18 protein-coding genes are annotated in these 19,352 nt (G+C 31.8%); 16 read left to right on the top strand and 2 right to left on the bottom strand.

Annotated features, from left to right (window positions below; translation table 11 throughout):
* Positions 1-4: 4 nt before the first annotated feature.
* The 4 genes from metF (at position 5) to AX016_RS00780 (ending at position 4,028) form a co-directional block, all read left to right on the top strand.
* Positions 5-958, top strand: a complete 954-nt coding sequence (gene metF / locus AX016_RS00795; RefSeq protein WP_100893785.1) for a methylenetetrahydrofolate reductase [NAD(P)H] — start codon at positions 5-7, stop codon at positions 956-958.
* A gap of 62 nt (positions 959-1,020) precedes the next feature.
* On the top strand, positions 1,021-2,109 hold the full coding sequence (locus AX016_RS00790; RefSeq protein ID WP_100893784.1) for an acyloxyacyl hydrolase: 1,089 nt from the start codon (positions 1,021-1,023) through the stop codon (positions 2,107-2,109).
* 4 nt (positions 2,110-2,113) lie between these two features.
* Positions 2,114-2,920 carry a head GIN domain-containing protein gene (locus AX016_RS00785; protein ID WP_330400278.1) on the top strand — a complete coding sequence of 269 codons (807 nt, stop codon included), beginning with the start codon at positions 2,114-2,116 and terminating at the stop codon, positions 2,918-2,920.
* 19 nt (positions 2,921-2,939) lie between these two features.
* Positions 2,940-4,028: a serine hydrolase domain-containing protein gene (locus tag AX016_RS00780; protein ID WP_100893782.1), complete on the top strand. Its 1,089-nt coding sequence runs from the start codon at positions 2,940-2,942 to the stop codon at positions 4,026-4,028.
* On the opposite strand, the gene gldA is transcribed toward AX016_RS00780, so the two are convergent.
* On the bottom strand, positions 4,018-4,908 hold the full coding sequence (gene gldA / locus AX016_RS00775; protein WP_100893781.1) for a gliding motility-associated ABC transporter ATP-binding subunit GldA: 891 nt from the start codon (positions 4,906-4,908) through the stop codon (positions 4,018-4,020). The genes AX016_RS00780 and gldA overlap by 11 nt on opposite strands.
* A 412-nt stretch (positions 4,909-5,320) precedes the next feature.
* Between gldA and AX016_RS00770 the strand changes: the two genes are divergently transcribed.
* The 4 genes from AX016_RS00770 to AX016_RS00755 all read left to right on the top strand — a co-directional run bounded on the left by AX016_RS00770 (position 5,321) and on the right by AX016_RS00755 (position 9,310).
* Complete coding sequence (locus tag AX016_RS00770; RefSeq protein ID WP_100893780.1) at positions 5,321-6,148, top strand: prephenate dehydratase; 828 nt, start codon at positions 5,321-5,323, stop codon at positions 6,146-6,148.
* Complete coding sequence (locus tag AX016_RS00765; protein WP_100893779.1) at positions 6,145-7,290, top strand: pyridoxal phosphate-dependent aminotransferase; 1,146 nt, start codon at positions 6,145-6,147, stop codon at positions 7,288-7,290. The genes AX016_RS00770 and AX016_RS00765 overlap by 4 nt, the downstream gene beginning before the upstream one ends.
* A 70-nt stretch (positions 7,291-7,360) precedes the next feature.
* Positions 7,361-8,221 carry a prephenate dehydrogenase gene (locus tag AX016_RS00760; RefSeq protein ID WP_100893778.1) on the top strand — a complete coding sequence of 287 codons (861 nt, stop codon included), beginning with the start codon at positions 7,361-7,363 and terminating at the stop codon, positions 8,219-8,221.
* A gap of 6 nt (positions 8,222-8,227) precedes the next feature.
* The gene (locus tag AX016_RS00755; RefSeq protein ID WP_100893777.1) at positions 8,228-9,310 is read left to right on the top strand and encodes a bifunctional 3-deoxy-7-phosphoheptulonate synthase/chorismate mutase type II; all 1,083 of its coding nucleotides are present in this window, start codon (positions 8,228-8,230) and stop codon (positions 9,308-9,310) included.
* A gap of 63 nt (positions 9,311-9,373) precedes the next feature.
* On the opposite strand, the gene AX016_RS00750 is transcribed toward AX016_RS00755, so the two are convergent.
* Positions 9,374-9,817, bottom strand: coding sequence for a hypothetical protein (locus AX016_RS00750; protein ID WP_100893776.1), 444 nt, complete (start codon positions 9,815-9,817; stop codon positions 9,374-9,376).
* A 110-nt stretch (positions 9,818-9,927) separates the two neighbouring features.
* Here AX016_RS00750 and rsgA point away from each other — a divergent pair, with 110 nt between their 5' ends.
* The 8 genes from rsgA (at position 9,928) to rlmN (ending at position 19,343) form a co-directional block, all read left to right on the top strand.
* On the top strand, positions 9,928-10,881 hold the full coding sequence (rsgA, locus tag AX016_RS00745; protein WP_100893775.1) for a ribosome small subunit-dependent GTPase A: 954 nt from the start codon (positions 9,928-9,930) through the stop codon (positions 10,879-10,881).
* Entirely contained in the window at positions 10,878-11,330 is a 453-nt protein-coding gene (gene dtd, locus AX016_RS00740; RefSeq protein WP_100893774.1) for a D-aminoacyl-tRNA deacylase, read from the top strand. The genes rsgA and dtd overlap by 4 nt, the downstream gene beginning before the upstream one ends.
* Before the next feature lie 64 nt (positions 11,331-11,394).
* Positions 11,395-13,308 carry a DUF3857 domain-containing transglutaminase family protein gene (locus tag AX016_RS00735; protein ID WP_100893773.1) on the top strand — a complete coding sequence of 638 codons (1,914 nt, stop codon included), beginning with the start codon at positions 11,395-11,397 and terminating at the stop codon, positions 13,306-13,308.
* A gap of 45 nt (positions 13,309-13,353) precedes the next feature.
* Positions 13,354-15,366 carry a transglutaminase domain-containing protein gene (locus tag AX016_RS00730; RefSeq protein ID WP_100893772.1) on the top strand — a complete coding sequence of 671 codons (2,013 nt, stop codon included), beginning with the start codon at positions 13,354-13,356 and terminating at the stop codon, positions 15,364-15,366.
* Positions 15,366-15,692: a nucleotide pyrophosphohydrolase gene (locus AX016_RS00725; protein WP_100893771.1), complete on the top strand. Its 327-nt coding sequence runs from the start codon at positions 15,366-15,368 to the stop codon at positions 15,690-15,692. The genes AX016_RS00730 and AX016_RS00725 overlap by 1 nt, the downstream gene beginning before the upstream one ends.
* A gap of 33 nt (positions 15,693-15,725) precedes the next feature.
* Positions 15,726-16,955 (top strand): 3-phosphoshikimate 1-carboxyvinyltransferase, encoded by a 1,230-nt coding sequence (locus AX016_RS00720; RefSeq protein ID WP_100893770.1) that lies wholly within the window; start codon positions 15,726-15,728, stop codon positions 16,953-16,955.
* A 202-nt stretch (positions 16,956-17,157) separates the two neighbouring features.
* A complete protein-coding gene (gene queA, locus AX016_RS00715) occupies positions 17,158-18,207 on the top strand; it encodes a tRNA preQ1(34) S-adenosylmethionine ribosyltransferase-isomerase QueA (protein WP_100893769.1) in 1,050 nt (349 codons plus the stop codon).
* 92 nt (positions 18,208-18,299) lie between these two features.
* The gene (gene rlmN / locus AX016_RS00710) at positions 18,300-19,343 is read left to right on the top strand and encodes a 23S rRNA (adenine(2503)-C(2))-methyltransferase RlmN (protein ID WP_100893768.1); all 1,044 of its coding nucleotides are present in this window, start codon (positions 18,300-18,302) and stop codon (positions 19,341-19,343) included.
* The last annotated feature ends 9 nt before the right edge of the window (positions 19,344-19,352 follow it).

The raw sequence follows: 19,352 nt of genomic DNA, 5'->3' as shown, positions 1-19,352 counted from the left end.
AAAAATGAAAGTAACCGACCATATTAAAAACGCAAACGGAAAAACATTGTTTTCTTTTGAGATTATACCGCCTGTAAAGGGTAGAAATATTCAGGAATTGTACGGAAATATAGATCCTTTAATGGAGTTTAAACCACCCTTTATAGATGTTACTACGTCTAGAGAAGAGTATATTTATATAGACCGTGATGGTTTGTTAGATAAAAAACTTACACGTATGCGTCCGGGGACGGTAGGTATTTGCGCGTCTATAAAACATAAATATGATGTAGATACCGTGCCACATGTTTTATGTGGTGGTTTTACTAGAGAAGAAACCGAGTATTTGTTAGTAGATTGCCATTATTTGGGTATTGATAATGTTATGGCATTACGAGGAGATGCTATGCGAGAAGAGCAGTATTTTGAACCTACAAAAGGAGGGCATAAATATGCGGTTAGTTTGGTAGATCAAATACAGAAACTTAATTGCGGATCTTACTTACATGAGGTTATAGAGACCGATAATTGTGCTGATTTTTGTATTGGGGTTGCAGGTTACCCAGAAAAGCATATGGAAGCACCATCTTTATTAACAGACTTAAAACGCTTAAAACAAAAAGTAGATGCAGGTGCAGATTACGTAGTTACACAAATGTTTTTTGATAATAATAAGTATTTTGAGTTTGTAAAAGCAGCTAAAGATTTTGGAATTAATGTGCCAATTATACCAGGTATAAAACCAATTGCTGTTAAAAAACATTTACAATTACTACCACAAGTTTTTAAAATTGATGTGCCACAAGATTTAGTAGATGCTGTTGAAGACTGTAAGGATAATAAAGCAGTACGCCAAGTTGGTATAGATTGGGCAGTGCAACAATCTAAGGAGTTAAAAGCAGCAGGTGTACCTGTATTGCACTACTACTCTATGGGTAAGTCTGATAATATTAAGGCAATATCAAAGGAACTTTTTTAAATTTTGTAAGTATTAGCTTATAAAGATTTGCTGTGGATGTAAAATTGCTATTTTTGCACGCAATGAATATAAGAATCCTTTTTGTTGCTTTGTTTTCTGTGGGATGTTTTGCCCAGCAGAAAAGTAAAATAGTAATAGATGCTAGTCAGTTTTACGGCTCTATTGCATTACATAATAATAGTATTGCACACTTAATATCTGCGCATCCGGCTGGTTTAATTTTAAGTTACAATAAAAAAACTTTTGGAGATGAGGCTTGGGAACAATTGTATAATTATCCAGATTTAGGGTACTCGTTTATTTACCAAGATATGAATAATAGCACCTTGGGTAAAAACTATGGTGCGTATGCACATTATAACTTCTATTTTTTTAAAAGAAATGTACAGCTTAGAGTGGGGCAAGGTATTGCCTATACTACAAACCCTTATGATAAAGTAACTAACTTTAGAAACAATGCATATGGGTCTGATATTTTAAGTAGTACTTACGCAATGGTTAATTACCATAAAGAAAATATTTATAAAGGTTTGGGTTTTAAAGCCGGGCTAACATTGGTACACTATTCTAATGCAAATTTTAAGGCGCCAAATACATCTACAAACACCATTGCATTAAATGCAGGTTTAACGTATGACTTAGATGGAGGTGAGAAATTACCATATAAGACCATTACAGATACTACAAATTACAACCAACCTATACATTTAAATGTTGCCTTTAGAGGAGGTGTTAATGAGAGTGATGTTATTGGTTTAGGACAGTCTCCTTTTTATATTTTATCGGCTTATGCAGATAAAAGAATTGGAAGAAAAAGTGGGTTTCAGTTAGGTGCAGATGTTTTCTTTTCTAAGTTTTTAAAGGAGTTAATAACATACAATTCTATTGCTTTTCCAGAGAAAAATGTAGATGCTAATGACGATTATAAACGTGTAGGTGTTTTTGTTGGTCACGAGTTATATATTAACCAAATGTCTGTAGTAACACAGTTAGGTTATTATGTGTATTATCCGTTTGATTTTGAAGGAAGAATGTACAATAGAATGGGATTGAAACGTTACTTTGGCGATAAAATGTTTGCAGCTGTAACTTTAAAATCTCATGCAGCTAAAGCAGAGGCAGTGGAATTTGGAGTTGGAATCCGTTTTTAAAAATATGAAGATGATTACAAGAAGACAGATTAAAAATATAGGATTGCAAATTACAAGTAAATCAATTTTGCTATACACTTTAACACTTGTTTTAGTGTATGGTTGCAATAGCGAAAATGCATCTGATTGTTTTCAGAATGCAGGAGATACCATAAGAGAAGAAATTGTGGTAGAACCTTTTACAACTATTACTGTTTTTGAAAATTCAGCTTTAGTTATAAAGGAAGGTCCAGTACAAAAAGTTGAGGTAGAAACAGGAGAATATTTGCGTAGTGATATTGATGCTAAAGTTGTAGATGGTAAATTGATACTTACCAATACAAACGGATGTAATTATACTAGAGACTATGGTTTAACTACTTTTTATGTTACCGCACCAAACTTAACATCTATACGTAGTAGTACTGGTTTTGATATTAGTAGTGATGGGGTTTTAAGTTATCCAAGTTTAGCTCTTTTATCTGAAGATTTTGGAGATTCTGAAGCAGACTTTACTACCGGATCTTTTACTTTAGAGTTGTTAGATACTAAAGTGTCTATAGTTTCTAACGGTGCTGCTTATTTTGATTTGAAAGGAACGGCAGAAAGTTTAAATGTTGTTTTTGCAGCAGGTGACTCTAGGCTTAATGCAGAAAATTTAATAACTAAAAGTATAAATGTAAACCACAGAAGCTCTAATGATATATTGGTAAATCCGCAAGAGAGTATTTCTGGTACAATTAGAGGTGTTGGTGATGTTATTAGTTATTATAAGCCAGCTAATATAAATGTAGAAGAGCTTTACAAAGGAAAGCTTATCTTTAAAGAGTAATAACTAAAGTTGCTTTACATTGAGTTTTAAAAGATTCTTATCTTATTTTACAAAAAGAATTAGCAGTTCTAAAGATAATGGTGTTGCTAATAATATTAATTACAGTAAGGTTGATGAGTTACTGCAATCGTTGGTAAATAATTCCAAAATTCCAGGTATTGCAATTAAGGCTACACAACACAATAAAACTATTTTTAATAAGGGATATGGGTTTTCTAACTTAGATAATAAAACACCTATAAACCCAGACGATTCTGTATTTAGAATTGCTAGTGTGTCTAAACCCATTGCAGCAACTGCATTAGCTATTATGGTGCAAGATGGTTTAATAGATTTGGAAGAGTCTTTTTATACCTATGTTCCTTATTATCCTAAAAAAAAGTACGACTTTACAATTAGGCAATTGGCTAGTCATACCGCAGGTATACGTGGTTACAAAGGTAAAGAGTATGGTTTAAATATGCCATATACTATTAAAGAGAGTATTGCTATTTTTAAGGGTGATGATTTACTTTTTAAACCAGGAATAAATTACCATTACAATAGTTATGATTGGGTTTTATTGTCATTAGTTATGCAAGAGGCAAGTGGTGTACCTTTTGAAGAATATGTGCAAAAAAAAGTTTTAGAGCCTTTGCAAATGCAAAATACATATGCAGAGGTAAAAGGGAGCTTTGTAAAAGGTATTACTCAGTTTTACTCTCAAAAAAGACTTGGTTTTAGAAAAGCATTAGAAGTAAATAATTATTACAAGCTTGCTGGCGGCGGATTTTTATCTACAACTACAGATATTGTAAAACTAGGAAACGCATATTTAAAAGGTAATTTTTTACAAGAAACAACACAGCAACAATTTTTAACGGCGCAAGAAGTAAATGGTGAGTCTACCTACTACGGTTTAGGTTGGCAAGTAAGCACAGATAAAAAAGGTAATGCGTACTATGGTCATATTGGTAATGGCGTAGGCGGCTACTCTAACTTTTTTGTGTACCCTAAACAAGGTTTAGTAATAAGCATACTAACCAATTGTACAAATCCTAATATACAAGATGTTTTAGATGAAATTGTATTGGAGTTTGTAGAAAAAGCAAATGAGTCTACCTTGTAATCTCAGTAAATAAACTTTCTAAGTTTTTGTTTTTACGGCTAAGTTGTAGTGTTTTTAATTCGTTGTCGTGAGCAAAGTCAAATACAGCAGGGCGCATATCTACATCTGTATTAAAAGTAATTTCATACACAAAACCAGCAGTGTTTTTAACAGCAACCACATTTGGCAACCTGTTTAGTAATTGCTCTTCAACCCTATAATCAAATTCTACTTCTATAATTTGTTCTTTAGCGTCTCTTAAGTCAGTTAATTTTTTATCGGCTACAACTACACCTTTGTTAATAATTACAACACGGTCGCAAACGGCTTCTACCTCTTTCATAATATGGGTAGATAGTAAAATGGTTTTTTCTTTGCCAATCTCTTTAATCAGTTTACGTATTTCTAATAATTGATTAGGGTCTAAACCAGTTGTAGGTTCATCTAAAATTAAAACTTCAGGATTGTGCAGTAAAGCAGCAGCTAAACCAACACGTTGTCTGTATCCTTTAGATAGTTGGTCTATTTTTTTGTGTGCTTCAGGTGTTAAGCCAGTTTGTTCTATAACTTCTTCAATTCTTGCTTTAGATACCTTATATACGTTTGCGTTAAAAGCCAAATATTCTTTTACATACATATCTAAGTACAAAGGATTGTGCTCTGGTAAGTATCCAATACTTTTTTGAACGTTAATTCTGTCTGCAACACTAAATTCGTTTACAGCAGCTTCTCCGCTATCTGCTAAAATATAAGTAGTAAGTACTTTCATAAGTGTAGACTTACCAGCTCCATTAGGGCCTAAAAAGCCAACAATTTCTCCCTTATTTATGGCGAAAGAAACGTTATCTAATGCTTTTTGGCTTCCAAAAGTTTTACTGATGTTTTGTACGGAAATAGACATACTTATATTTTTTATCAAAAATAACGTAAATAAGTGGATTTTGTTTTTAAAAGGAATAGGAATTATAAGCCTTTTTTTGGTGTTAAGCCAATTACGATTAACGGAATTTTAACGTTTTAAAAAATTGATATCTTAATTATTTGTTAAAAAAATTATGGTTATATTAAATAATGTGAGAAGAGTGAAAAAAAATAATAATAAAATTTGTTTTTTAAATTTAATAATTACCTTAGCCGTATAATACAAGAATAATGAATACAAGATATTTCTGGAACGGTTTTTATTTTTACTTCTTTTTTAAGAGAGGTGCGGGACTGTTGTAGTATATTTTAAATATAGATATAAATTAAAGTCCCGTATATAACGGGACTTTTTTTATGTGAAAAATTGACGTTTAAGTAGATAAAAAGAAATGGCATTAAAAATTGCAATACAAGGTATAAAGGGGTCTAATCACCACCAAGTAGCTAATGAGTTTTTTGGTGAGGATGTGCAGTTGGTAGAATGTCTTTCTTTTGATGAGTTAATTCACCAACTAATGACTGGTTACGCAGACAAGGCGGTTATGGCTATAGAAAACTCTATTGCGGGTTCTATAATTCCTAATTATGCGCTTGTTTACAATAACGATTTACATATTATTGGTGAGCACTATCTTAATATTCATCATCATTTAATGGCTTTAAAAGGTCAAAAAATTGAAGATATAAAAGAAGTGCACTCGCACCCAATGGCTTTATTGCAGTGTAAAGATTTTTTAAAAGCGTACTCGCACATTAAGTTGGTAGAATCTGTAGATACTGCAGAAACTGCACAGCGTATAGAAAAAGATAATTTAAAAGGTATTGCGGCTATTGCGCCAAAAGTTGCATCAGAATTATACAATTTAGAAGTTGTAGCATCAGAAATACAAACTATTTCTAATAATGCAACCCGTTTTATCATTCTTAAAAAAGAAAATAAAGAGTTGCCAGAGGAAGAGATAAATAAGGCATCATTACGTTTTGTTTTAGATCATAAGCGTGGGAGTTTGGCAGCCGTTTTAAATGTGATGAGTGATTGTAACCTAAACTTAACAAAAATACAATCACTACCAGTAATAGAACAACCTTGGAAGTATTCGTTCTTTGTAGATGTTACTTTTTTAAAGTATAAAGACTATAAAAAAGCCAAAGCATTATTAGAGATAATGGCAGAAGAATTTAAAATTTTAGGTGAATACAAAAACGGAAGAGAATGAAAACTGCAGATAGACTAGAACAAATACAAGAATACTATTTTTCTAAAAAACTTAGAGAAGTACGTGGTTTAATGGCAGACGGTAAACCTATAATAAATATGGGAATTGGTAGTCCAGATTTAGCACCTTCTACAATAGTGGTAGATGCTATAAAAAATGCAGTAGAAGATGCAGGCGCACACCAATACCAAAGTTACCAAGGCTTACCAGAGTTAAGAGAAAGTATGGCATCTTTTTATAAGGCTAATTTTAATGTTACCGCAGACCCGTTAACCGAAATTTTACCTTTAATGGGTTCTAAAGAAGGTATTTTGCACATTAGTATGGCTTTTTTAAATGTTGGTGATGCGGCTTTAATTCCTAATCCGGGTTACCCAACATATACATCTGTAACAAATTTAGTAGGAGCAGAGCCTAAGTGTTATGATTTGGTTGCAGATAACAATTGGTTTCCAGATTTAGAAGCCTTAGGGAAACAAGACTTATCTAAAGTTAAAATAATGTGGGTATGTTACCCGCATATGCCTACAGGTGCTGTTGCAACAAAAGAACAGTTGCAGAAGCTAGTTGCATTTGCTTTAAAAAACAATATTTTATTGGTAAATGACAATCCATATAGTTTTGTTTTAAACAATGCGCCAACAAGTATATTAAGTATAGAAAATGCTAAAGATTGTGCTTTAGAATTAAACTCGCTTAGTAAAACTTTTAATATGGCAGGCTGGCGTGTGGGTATGGTTTTGGGTAGCGCAGAACATTTAAACGCGGTATTAAAAGTAAAAAGTAATATGGATTCTGGTATGTTTTACGGCATACAAAAAGGAGCTATTGCAGCATTAAAAAGTAGTAAAGATTGGTTTGCAGAATTAAATAAAATATACGCTACCCGTAGAGATTTAATTTTTCAGTTAGCAGATAAATTAAATTGTACTTATGATAAAAATGCAGTAGGAATGTTTGTATGGGCAAAGTTGCCAGCCGGTAGTGTTTCATCAGAAGAGTTTATAGATGACGTGTTATATAGTAAAGATGTATTTATAACGCCAGGAACAATTTTTGGTAGTAATGGAGAAGGTTATATACGCTTTTCTTTATGTGTTACACAAGAAAAAATAAGAGAAGCAATAAGTAGATTTAAATAAAGAAGTTAAAAGTGAGTTTGGTTAAAGTTTGTATTACGACCAATAGCTTTTGTATCATATAAAATAAGTAATGAACGTATTTATAATTGGCATAGGATTAATAGGTGGCTCAATGGCCAAGGATATTAAAAGGATAAATGCTGATGCTAAAATTTATGGTGTAGATATTAATGATGCACACGTAGAAGAAGCATTGTCTTTAGGTGTAATAGACCAAAAGGCAAGTTATCAAGACTTGGAATTGGCAGATGTTGTAATTGTGAGTATACCTGTAGATGTTATGGTGGTAGAATTGCCAAAAATATTAGATGCAATTACTGATGATGCTATTGTTTTAGATGCGGGTTCTACTAAAGGTTTAATTTGTAAACAAGTAGAAAATCATCCTAAAAGAAGAAATTTTATTGCGTGCCACCCAATTGCAGGAACAGAATTTTCTGGACCATCTGCAGCTATAGAAAACCTGTTTAAAGGCAAAACAAATATTATTTGTGAAGTAGAAAAAACAGCATTTAAGTTGCAGGAAAAGGCTTTAGATCTTTTTAGAGAAATGGGAATGCGTATAAGATATATGAATGTAGAAGCGCATGATAAACACATAGCATACGTGTCTCATTTATCTCATATTAGCTCTTTTATGTTAGGAAAGACGGTTATTGAGAAAGAAAAAAATGAACGTGATATATTTGATATGGCGGGCAGTGGATTTGAGAGTACAGTACGTTTGGCAAAAAGTTCGCCAGCAATGTGGACGCCAATTTTTAAGCAGAATAAAACCAATGTTTTAGAAACATTAGAAGAATATATTCAGAATTTAAATGCCTTTAAAAAAATGATTGAAGAAGACAATTTTAAAGGTATTTATGATGAAATGGAAAACGCAAACAAAATAAAAGAAATATTAAACGGAATACCCCAGAATAAAAATTAAGTAAAGATGGAAAATTCAAAAGAAATGAGAACATGGTTGGATGACATGAAACTAGATCATCCACTAGTAATAGCAGGGCCGTGTAGTGCTGAAACAGAAGAGCAAGTTTTAAAAATTGCTCATCAATTAAAAGATACCGATGTAAGTTATTATAGAGCAGGTATTTGGAAGCCAAGAACTCGTCCAGGGAATTTTGAAGGTGTAGGCTTGTTAGGTCTTAAGTGGTTGCAAAAAGTAAAAGAAGAAACAGGAATGAAAACCTGTACGGAGGTTGCAAATAGAGCCCACGTAGAATTGGCATTAGAACATGATATAGATTTATTATGGATTGGTGCACGTACATCTGTAAGTCCGTTTATCATGCAAGAAATTGCAGATGCTTTAGCTGGTACAGATAAAATTGTATTGGTAAAAAACCCAATTAACCCAGACTTATCTTTGTGGTTAGGTGGTATAGAGCGTTTACATACTGCGGGAATTAAAAATTTAGGTGCAATACACAGAGGTTTTTCTACTTACGAGAAAACAAAATATAGAAACATACCAGAATGGCAACTGGCTATTGAGTTTAAAAATAGATTTCCAGATTTACCATTAATTAACGATCCGTCTCATATTACAGGAAACAGAGATATGATTTTTGATGTGTCACAAACAGCATTAGATCTTAATTTTGATGGATTAATGGTAGAAACTCACTTTGATCCAGATAATGCATGGAGTGATGCTGCACAACAAGTAACACCAGAAAAATTAGTGCAAATTATGCGCGATTTAAAAATAAGAAAAGAATCAGACCCTGAAGCGGAATACAATAAAGATTTAAGTAATTTACGTGCACAAATAGATGTTATTGATGCACAGTTAATTGAAACTTTAGGAAAAAGAATGAAAATTTCTGACGGAATTGGAGCGCTTAAAAAAGAAAAAAACGTTGCTGTTTTGCAATCTACAAGATGGAACGAAATTTTAGGAGCTATGATTTTAGAAGGTGAGTCTAAAGGCTTAAGTGAAGAGTTTGTTTTAAAAATGTTTAAAGCAATACACCAAGAGTCTATAAACCACCAAGAAAAAATTATTAAAGGATAATTTTAGAGATAAAAAAATCCCGATGTAAAATGCATCGGGATTTTTATAAAAAGGTTTAATAAATTATTTTTTCTTAAAAATATATCTGGTAATAAAAATACCTTTACCATCACCTTTACCAGCTTCACTTTCTACAGCACTAGTTACAAAGGCTAGCTCCCAACCTTCTGCAACCATTGCATTAATTTTTGAAGTTATAATGGCGTCATTAGCAGCTATATTCTGAAATCTAATTCCACCGATGTTATAAAAGTTAAGTAATTTAGTTTCATCAAAACCTTTAACTCTAATATCACCTCTTTTAGATTTGTTTCTTGTATTATCTTCTTCAGTCTGTGTAGAAGTATACTCTTTGTAATCTTTCTCTTCGTTGGCAGAAATTATTCTAGATCTTCCTAATCCGTTAGGAACAATAGACTCAACACTAGTAATAACTTTAAATTGTTGGGCAGATAAATCTACTGTTGATAAGCAAAGGATAAATGCAAAAAATAATAATTTTTTCATAATTGTTAATTTGTTTGTTGTTTATATATTTTTTTAACGATAAAAAAAAGACGGTAGTATAACACATATATTGTTTCTTTGTAAAAAGAAAGTAAAATAAAGAATACAAAATGATAGGAACTGTTTATAAATCTACTGGAAGTTGGTACACTGTAAAAACAGATGACGGTGTGTTTTATGACTGTAGGATAAAAGGTAAGTTCCGTTTAAAAGGTATAAAAAGTACCAATCCTATTGCAGTAGGAGATAAAGTTGTTTTTGAGCTTGAAAAAAGTGGAGATGAAACCAATGCAACCATTACAGAAATTAAAGACCGCAAAAATTACATTGTACGTAAGTCTGTAAACTTATCTAAGCAAACACATATAATTGCGTCTAACTTAGATCAGGTTTTTTTAATGATAACGTTAAATAATCCGCAAACATTTACAAGTTTTATAGATCGTTTTTTAGTGACGGCGGAAGCTTATGGCATACCTGCAGTTCTATTATTTAATAAGATAGATTCCTATAACGAAGATGAGCTTTTAGATGTTAAATATTTAGCTGCATTGTACCGTAGTATTGGTTATACTTGCGTAGGTATTTCTGCAAAAACAGGTAAAAACGTAGATAAGGTAAAAGAAATGATGACAGGAAAAATAAGTATGTTTTCTGGTCATTCTGGTGTAGGTAAATCTACCTTGGTAAATACTATAGATAAAGATTTAAATATAAAAACCAAAGAAATATCTGAACAACATATGCAAGGACAGCACACCACAACATTTGCAGAAATGTACGATTTGGATTTTGGAGCTCAAATTATAGACACACCTGGTATACGTGGTTTTGGAATAGTAGACATGGAAAAAGAGGAGATAGGTGACTATTTTCCTGAGTTTTTTGCTTTAAAAAGTGAATGTAAGTTTAATAACTGCTTGCATATAGATGAGCCCAAGTGTGCTGTAAAAGATGCCTTAGAGAATGATGAAGTTGCTTGGAGCAGATATAAAAGTTATGTGCAAATGATTACAGGTGAAGAGGAAAACTACAGACAGGATATTTACGGAGAAAAAAAATGAGAGCAGTAATACAAAGAGTAACAAGAGCAAGTGTTACTGTTAACGAAAAACTAATTTCTAAAATAGATTCAGGTCTTTTAATTTTATTAGGAATAGAAGCAGAAGACACTAAAGAAGACATAGATTGGTTGACTCGTAAAATTGCAAATCTCAGAATTTTTAATGACGAAAACGGAGTAATGAATAACTCTCTTTTAGATTGTAAAGGAGATGTAATAGTTGTAAGCCAGTTTACACTACACGCTGCAACAAAAAAAGGTAATAGACCTTCTTATATAAAAGCAGCAAGGCCAGAACTTGCAAAACCTTTATATGCTACTTTTGTTAAGCAATTAGAAACTACTATGGGTAAGTCTGTGGGCACAGGTGTCTTTGGTGCAGACATGAAAGTAGATTTACTTAATGATGGTCCTGTAACAATAATAATGGATACAAAAAATAAAGAATAATCGTATATATTTTTGTAGGTTTTTTAAGGGTTTTTATTAATTTAGGCTCAACCAAAACCAACCAATGAGAGTATTTTTTTTCTTTATATTATTTCTTTGCATACAACTATCTGAAGCACAAGAAATTAATCATCAGTCTTTATTAATTAATTCCAATTTAACCAAAAATGCAAATGCTGTTGTTAGGTTAGATCAAATGGATATTCATATTAGTTCTAAAACTAAAATGAGTATTAAATTAAGACGAATTGTTACTGTTTTAAATAAGTATGGAAATGGTGCAACACATGCGTCTGTGGGGTATGATTTAGACAGGAAAGTAGTTTCTGTACAGGCCTTAGTATACAATCAGTTTGGTAAACAAATAGGTAAGTTTAAAGAAAAAGACTTTAAAGATGTTAGTGCAGTAAGCGGTAGTACATTATACTCAGACTCCAGAGTAAAATATTTAGACTATACTCCAATAGCTTACCCTTACACAATGGAGTTTACTTATGAGTACACCAACTCTAATACTGGTGAATTAATACCTACTTGGTACTTTTTAGATTCATTTTATTTAAGTACAGAAAAAAGTAGTATCACATTAACTTATGATGATGAAAGCTTTAAGCCAGAAGTTAAGGAGCAGAATTTGACAGGTTTAGATGTTGAAAAAATAATAAAAAATGGAAGTACTTCTTATGCAGTAAAAAATATACCTGCATTAAAAAAAGAAAGTTTAAGTCCGGCTTTTCATAAGATTTCACCACAACTGCAAATAAGACCTATAAACTTTACATATGGTGGTTACGATGCTTCAATAAAATCTTGGCAAGATTTAGGTAAATGGATGTACTCTAATTTATTAGTTAATAGAGATAAGTTACCAGAATCTACCATAAATACAATAAAATCATTAACAAAAGAAGCTAAATCCGATATTGAAAAAGCAAAAATTGTATATAAGTATGTGCAGGATAATACAAGGTATATAAGTGTACAGGTAGGTATTGGAGGTATGCAGCCTATATCTGCATTAGATGTAGATAGGGTAAAGTATGGAGATTGTAAAGGATTATCTAATTACACAATGGCCTTATTACAGGCAGTTGGCGTAAAAGCATTTTATACTCACGTAGAGGCTGGTAATTATAAAGAAAGTTTTAAAAAAGATTTTGCATCACTGGCAGAAGGTAACCATGTAATTTTAGCAATAGAAAGCAGTGATAAGTATTATTGGATTGATTGTACGTCTCAGATACATCCATTTGGATTTTTAGGAGATTTTACAGATGGTAGAATGGTACACGTAATAAAGCCAGATGGAGGTGAGTTGGTACAAACGGATAGTTATGTTAATGAAGATAATTATCAGAAAACAGAAGCTCGTATTACATTGTCTAATACAGGAACAATTTCTGCAGATGCAGTTATTACTACAAAGGGAATACAGTATGATGATAGGTTTAGTATAGAAAGAAAGGCATCTACTGATGTTAAAAAGCATTATGCATCTTACTGGAGTTATATAAACAACTTAACTATTAATAATTATAATTTTTTAAATAATAGAGACAGTATTGTATTTACTGAAAAAGTTAGTTTAGAGGCAGTAAACTACGCTTCTGTAAGCGGAGAGAGATTGTTGTTTAGGGTAAATGCGTTAAACAGAAATAATGGAGTACCAGATAGGTATAGAAATAGAAAGTTGCCTTTAGAAATACAAAGAGGCTATTTAGATGAAGATGAGTTTAATATTTTGCTTCCTAATAGTTTTAAAGTTGAGGCAATGCCTAATGACACTTTAATAGAAAACGAATTTGGAATGTACAGTGTATCTTATAAGTTATCAGAAGACTTAAAAAATGTAGAGTACAAAAGAAAATTACTTATTAAAGAAGGATATTATCCAAAAGAGAAATACAAAGACTATCGTGACTTTAGAAAAAAAGTATCATTACTAGATAATACTAAAATTGTTTTAGTGAAAAAATAAACCAAAAGTTAGCTAAAACCCCACAACCAAATAACCCAATTTATTATGATTAAAAAATACAGTTTAGTAGTACTATTCAGTTTAACCATTAGCTTAATTTCTGCTCAAGATTATGATTTTGGAAAAGTATCTATTCAAGAACTAAATGAAAAGGTACATCCTTTAGACTCATCTGCAAGTGCAGCTTATTTATATAAAAAAAGAAGCAGTTATTTTAAATATGATAATGCTAACGGTTTTGAATTAGTTACAGAGGTATTTGAAAGAGTTAAAATTTATAATAAAGATGGTTATGATTTTGCTACAAAGCCTATTAGGCTTTATAAAGCATCTCAGGGAAATAGGGAAAGAGTTATGGGATTAAAAGCTATCACCTATAATATAGTTGATGGTGATATAGAAGAAACAAAGTTGAAGAAGGACGGTATTTTTGAATCCGAGTTATCAGAATTTTATGACCAAACAAAATTTACAATGCCAAATATAAAAGATGGTAGTGTAATAGAATATAAGTATAGAATCAACTCTCCGTTCATATATAATGTAGATGATTATATTTTTCAACACAGTATACCTGCAAATAAAATAGAAGCTTCTTTTTCTTCACCAGAATATTACAACTTTAAGTTAAATTCTAAAGGTTATCTTGGTATATATCCAAAGGTAACTAGAGTTAATTCTGGTATTACTATAAAAAGTAAAAGTAGAGAAGCAAGAGGGGCAACAGTAAGTACAAATTTTAATTCGGATAAAGTAGATTTTTTTGAAAACAAGCATATTTACAATCTAGTAGATATTCCTGCTCTAAAAGAAGAACCATATATAAATAACATAGATAATTATAGAGCAGCCGTAAAGTATGAACTTTCTTCTGTGCAGTACCCTAACAGTATTCCTAAATATTATTCATCAACTTGGAAGAATGTAGTAAAGACAATTTATGATAGCCCTAGTTTTGGCGTAGAGTTAAATAAAACAGGTTATTATAATCAAGATATAGATATGTTGATTGCTTCAATTACAGATCCAATGCAAAAAGCGGCATTAATTTATAATTTTGTAAAAAGTAAAGTAAAGTGGAATGGTATTTATGGTAAGTACACATATAATGGAGTACGTAAAGCTTATAAAGAAAGTGTTGGTAATGTTGCAGATATAAACTTAATGCTAACCTCTATGCTTAGGTATGCCGGTTTAGATGCATATCCTGTTTTAGTAAGTACTAGAGGTAATGGTATACCAATATTTCCTACTAGAGAAGGCTATAATTATGTTGTTTCTGCTATAAAAACAGATAGAGGAATAGTATTGTTAGATGCAACAAGTATCTATAATATGCCTAATGTAATGCCTACAAGAGTGTTAAATTGGGAGGGAAGGATCATTAGTAAAGATGGAGGTTCTTCTACAATAAGTTTATACCCTAATGAACAATCTACTAAAGTTATAATGATGACATCTAAGTTAGATGAGAACGGAGTGCTATCTGGTGCAGTTAGAAAAGTTGCTAAGCTTCATAATGCAAGGATTTATCGCAATAATTACAATGAGGCAGATGAAGATAGTTATATAGAAAAGATTGAAAAGGCTCTAGATTTAGAAATATCTGATTTTGAAGTAAAAAACAGTACAGATTTAAGTAAACCAATCCTTGAAAGTTATAAATTTGTAAAAGAAAGTCAGGCAGATGTTATTGGTGATAAAATTTATTTTTCTCCAATGTTTTTTTACAGATCTAAAAGCAACCCTTTTAAGTTAGAAAAAAGGAGTTATCCAATAGATTTTAGTTATCCAACAGAAACAACCTATAGAATTATTGTAGAAATTCCTGCAGGATATAAAGTAGAAACTTTGCCAGAAGTAAAAAGTATAGCTTTACCAGAGCAATTAGGATCTTTTACTTTTAATGTGAACCAAAAAAATAATCAGGTCCACTTATTAGTAAAAGAATCTATAAATAAGGCAATTGTAACGCCAGATTATTATGCTGCGGTAAAAAATTACTTTAAATTACTTATTGAAAAAGAAAATGAAAAGGTAGTTTTAACAAAAATATAATGAACATAGAAAACGCACAAGAAGCTGTAGATAATTGGATTAAGGAACACGGAGTTCGCTATTTTAACGAGCTTACAAATATGGCTCAGCTTACAGAGGAAGTAGGTGAAGTGGCACGTATTATTGCGCGTAGATACGGAGAACAAAGCGAAAAAGAGTCTGATAAAAATAAAGATTTAGGTGAAGAACTAGCAGACGTTATGTTTGTTGTGCTTTGTCTTGCAAACCAAACAGGTATAAACTTGCAAGATGCTTTTGATAAAAAGTTAGATCTTAAAACAAAAAGAGATCACGATCGTCATCACAATAATAAAAAATTAAAATAAGTTCTTATTTTTAATCACTTAAAGTCTTTTACATTGAAATTACATTTGTCAGCCCCAGAAAACAAAACATTAAATTCTGCTATTAAAATAACAGGAAGTAAAAGTGAGTCTAATCGTTTGTTATTGTTACAGGCCCTATATCCAAATATAAAAATAGAAAACCTTTCTAATTCTGATGATGCAGTTGTTATGCGTAAAGGGATTAAGGTATCTAAAGGAGAAGTAGATATTCATCACGCAGGTACAGCAATGCGTTTTTTAACTACGTATTTTTCTTGTCAAGATGGTAAAGAGGTCGTGCTTACAGGGTCTAAACGTATGACAGAGAGGCCAATTGGTGTTTTAGTAGATGCATTAACATCTTTAGGGGCAGATATTACTTATTTAGAAAACAGTGGTTATCCTCCCTTACACATAAAAGGTAAAAAAATAACGCAGCAAAAAGTTAGTTTGCCAGCTAATATTAGTAGCCAGTATATTTCTTCATTATTATTAACAGCTCCAAGTTTAGATAATGGATTAGAGTTAGAGTTGGTAGGTAAAATTACCTCTGTGCCTTATATAAAAATGACACTTGCTCTACTTACTCAAATAGGAGTAAAAAACTCTTTTAAGGGTAATACTATTAAGGTTGAGTCAAAAAAATCTGTTAGTGATACTACATTGGTTGTAGAGTCAGATTGGAGCTCGGCATCTTACTATTACAGTATTGTTGCAATGTCTGCTGTTGGTACCGAGATTAGCTTATCGGCATATAAAAAAGATAGTTTGCAAGGAGATAGTGTTTTGGCTGATATTTACACAGACTTTGGAGTAGAAACTACTTTTTTAGATAATAAAGTGATTTTAAAAAAGATAACAGATAAAGAAACACAAGAAATTACAAAAGACCTTAGCAATGCCCCAGATATTGCGCAAACAATAGCGGTAACTACATTTGGGTTAGGTTTAGGATGCCATTTAACAGGTTTGCATACTTTAAAAATTAAAGAAACAGATAGGTTGGAAGCTCTAAAAATAGAACTGACAAAATTAGGAGCGTCTATAGAGGTTACAGACAAAACTTTAACTATAAAATCAACATCTAAAATTAATAAAGACATTGCTATAGATACGTACAATGACCACAGAATGGGAATGGCGTTTGCTCCTTTGGCTTTAAAAACAACAATTTTTATTAATGATGCAGGAGTAGTGTCAAAATCGTACCCAGATTTCTGGACAGATTTAAAACAGCTTAAATTTGGCATAAAAGAGGCCTAAATACTGGTATATTGTTATTTAATTGGCGTTTTACTTGACAACGCCTATGCTAGGATAGTATATTTGCAATCGCATAAAACAAAAATTAAGAAAATATGCACTAAATGGTAAAACATTGGGTGCTTTTTTATTAACATAAAAATAAATATCTTTTTAGTTTTCATTGGTTATGTATAACCGTTAACATCATAAAAAATACTAAATGAAATTATCTAGCTTTAATTTTGAACTTCCAGACAATTTGTTAGCCGAGTATCCATCAGAACACAGGGATGAAGCTAAATTGATGGTAATACATAGAGAAACCGGTAAAATTGAACACAAAATGTTTAAGGACCTAATCAACTATTTTGATGAAGGTGATGTAATGGTTTTAAACAATACTAAAGTTTTTCCTGCTCGTTTATACGGTAATAAAGAAAAAACTGGAGCAAGAATTGAAGTGTTTTTATTACGTGAGTTAAATGCAGAACAACGTTTATGGGATGTTTTAGTAGATCCTGCTCGTAAAATAAGAATTGGTAATAAATTATATTTTGGTGATGATGAAACTCTAGTAGCTGAGGTTATAGATAACACAACATCTAGAGGTAGAACATTACGCTTTTTATATGATGGTTCTTATACAGACTTTAGACAAAAATTAAAAGATTTAGGCGAAACTCCACTTCCTAAATACATTAAAAGAGATGTAGAGGAGACAGATGAGGATCGTTACCAAACAATATATGCTAAGCACGAAGGTGCTGTAGCTGCGCCAACAGCAGGTTTACACTTTTCTAAACACTTATTAAAGAGATTAGAAATTAAAGGTGTAGATTTTGCAGAGTTAACTTTACATGTTGGTTTAGGTACTTTTAACCCGGTAGAGGTAGAAGATTTATCTAAACATAAAATGGATAGTGAAGAGTTGGTTATAGATGAAAAAGCAACAGAAGTAGTAAACTCTGCTATAGATGGTAAGCGTAGAATTTGTGCTATTGGTACAACAGCAATGCGTGGTTTAGAAAGTGCTGTTTCTTCTAACGGACACTTAAATACGTATGAAGGATGGACAAATAAATTTATTTTTCCTCCTTATGATTTTAGTATTGCTAATTCTATGGTAACAAACTTTCACTTACCAAAGTCTACTTTGTTAATGATGGTTTCTGCTTTTGTAGGTCATGACCTTATGAAAAAAGCATACAAAGAGGCTATTTTAGAAAGCTACAAATTTTACTCTTACGGAGATGCAATGTTAATTATATAATTAACATTTTAATACATACAATTAAAATCCCGTCAGCTTTCTATTTGTATAGAAATTGGCGGGATTAACTTTTATCTACTACCTTTAGTACTGTGGAAACAATTAAGAAGAAAGACATACGAGCCTTAACTAAGGAACAAATTAGGGCATTTTTTGTAGCTCAAGGAGACAAAGCCTTTAGAGGAAACCAGGTGTACGAGTGGTTGTGGCAAAAAGGAGCACACTCTTTTGAGGCTATGACAAACTTGTCTAAAGAAACTAGGCAACAGTTAGATGCTAACTTTGTTATAAACCATATTAAGGTAGATCAGATGCAGCGTAGTAGTGACGGTACTATAAAAAACGCAGTAAAATTACATGACAATTTAATAGTAGAATCTGTATTAATACCAACAAAAACAAGAACCACAGCCTGTGTATCTAGTCAGGTTGGTTGTAGTTTAGACTGTAGGTTTTGTGCAACATCTAGGTTAAAGCGTATGCGAAACTTAAATCCAGATGAGATTTATGACCAAGTAGTTGCTATAGATAATGAAAGTAGATTGTATTTTGACCGTAAACTAAGTAACATTGTGTTTATGGGTATGGGAGAACCTTTAATGAACTATAATAACGTTCTAAAAGCTATAGATAAGATTACGTCTCCAGAAGGTTTAGGAATGTCACCTAAAAGAATTATAGTGTCTACCTCAGGTGTTCCTAAAATGATTAAGAAAATGGCAGATGATGAGGTTAAGTTTAAGCTTGCAGTATCATTACATTCTGCTATAGATGAAATTAGAACATCTATAATGCCTTTTAATGCATCGTTTCCATTAAAAGATTTAAGAGAAGCGTTACAATATTGGTATTCTAAAACAAAAAGTAGAATTACGTATGAGTATGTAGTTTGGGATGGTATTAATGATACACAGAATGACGCTAATGCATTGGTAGATTTTTGCAAATTTGCACCATCAAAAGTCAATTTAATAGAATACAATCCTATAGACGATGGTGAGTTTCAGCAAGCTGCTAGTAAGGCCATAGATATGTATGTTGCAACATTAGAACGCAATGGTATAACAGTTACTGTTAGGCGTTCTAGAGGTAAAGATATAGATGCTGCTTGCGGACAGTTAGCTAATAAAAGCTAAAAAGGCAGA

Origin of the sequence: Cellulophaga sp. RHA19 (assembly GCF_002813425.1) — a bacterium.
Lineage (GTDB): Bacteria > Bacteroidota > Bacteroidia > Flavobacteriales > Flavobacteriaceae > Cellulophaga.
Note: the sequence above shows the minus strand (reverse complement) of the source record. Positions and strands in the feature narration are given on the sequence as shown.

Bases quoted from the DNA above. Each gene is read 5' to 3' on its own strand.
- gldA (WP_100893781.1), bottom strand. From the start codon at position 4,908: ATGTCTATTTCCGTACAAAACATCAGTAAAACTTTTGGAAGCCAAAAA.
- AX016_RS00735 (WP_100893773.1), top strand. From the start codon at position 11,395: ATGAGAGTATTTTTTTTCTTTATATTATTTCTTTGCATACAACTATCT.
- AX016_RS00790 (WP_100893784.1), top strand. From the start codon at position 1,021: ATGAATATAAGAATCCTTTTTGTTGCTTTGTTTTCTGTGGGATGTTTT.
- AX016_RS00725 (WP_100893771.1), top strand. From the start codon at position 15,366: ATGAACATAGAAAACGCACAAGAAGCTGTAGATAATTGGATTAAGGAA.
- metF (WP_100893785.1), top strand. From the start codon at position 5: ATGAAAGTAACCGACCATATTAAAAACGCAAACGGAAAAACATTGTTT.
- AX016_RS00730 (WP_100893772.1), top strand. From the start codon at position 13,354: ATGATTAAAAAATACAGTTTAGTAGTACTATTCAGTTTAACCATTAGC.
- AX016_RS00770 (WP_100893780.1), top strand. From the start codon at position 5,321: ATGGCATTAAAAATTGCAATACAAGGTATAAAGGGGTCTAATCACCAC.
- AX016_RS00785 (WP_330400278.1), top strand. From the start codon at position 2,114: ATGAAGATGATTACAAGAAGACAGATTAAAAATATAGGATTGCAAATT.
- dtd (WP_100893774.1), top strand. From the start codon at position 10,878: ATGAGAGCAGTAATACAAAGAGTAACAAGAGCAAGTGTTACTGTTAAC.
- AX016_RS00755 (WP_100893777.1), top strand. From the start codon at position 8,228: ATGGAAAATTCAAAAGAAATGAGAACATGGTTGGATGACATGAAACTA.
- AX016_RS00750 (WP_100893776.1), bottom strand. From the start codon at position 9,817: ATGAAAAAATTATTATTTTTTGCATTTATCCTTTGCTTATCAACAGTA.
- AX016_RS00760 (WP_100893778.1), top strand. From the start codon at position 7,361: ATGAACGTATTTATAATTGGCATAGGATTAATAGGTGGCTCAATGGCC.
- AX016_RS00765 (WP_100893779.1), top strand. From the start codon at position 6,145: ATGAAAACTGCAGATAGACTAGAACAAATACAAGAATACTATTTTTCT.
- rsgA (WP_100893775.1), top strand. From the start codon at position 9,928: ATGATAGGAACTGTTTATAAATCTACTGGAAGTTGGTACACTGTAAAA.
- queA (WP_100893769.1), top strand. From the start codon at position 17,158: ATGAAATTATCTAGCTTTAATTTTGAACTTCCAGACAATTTGTTAGCC.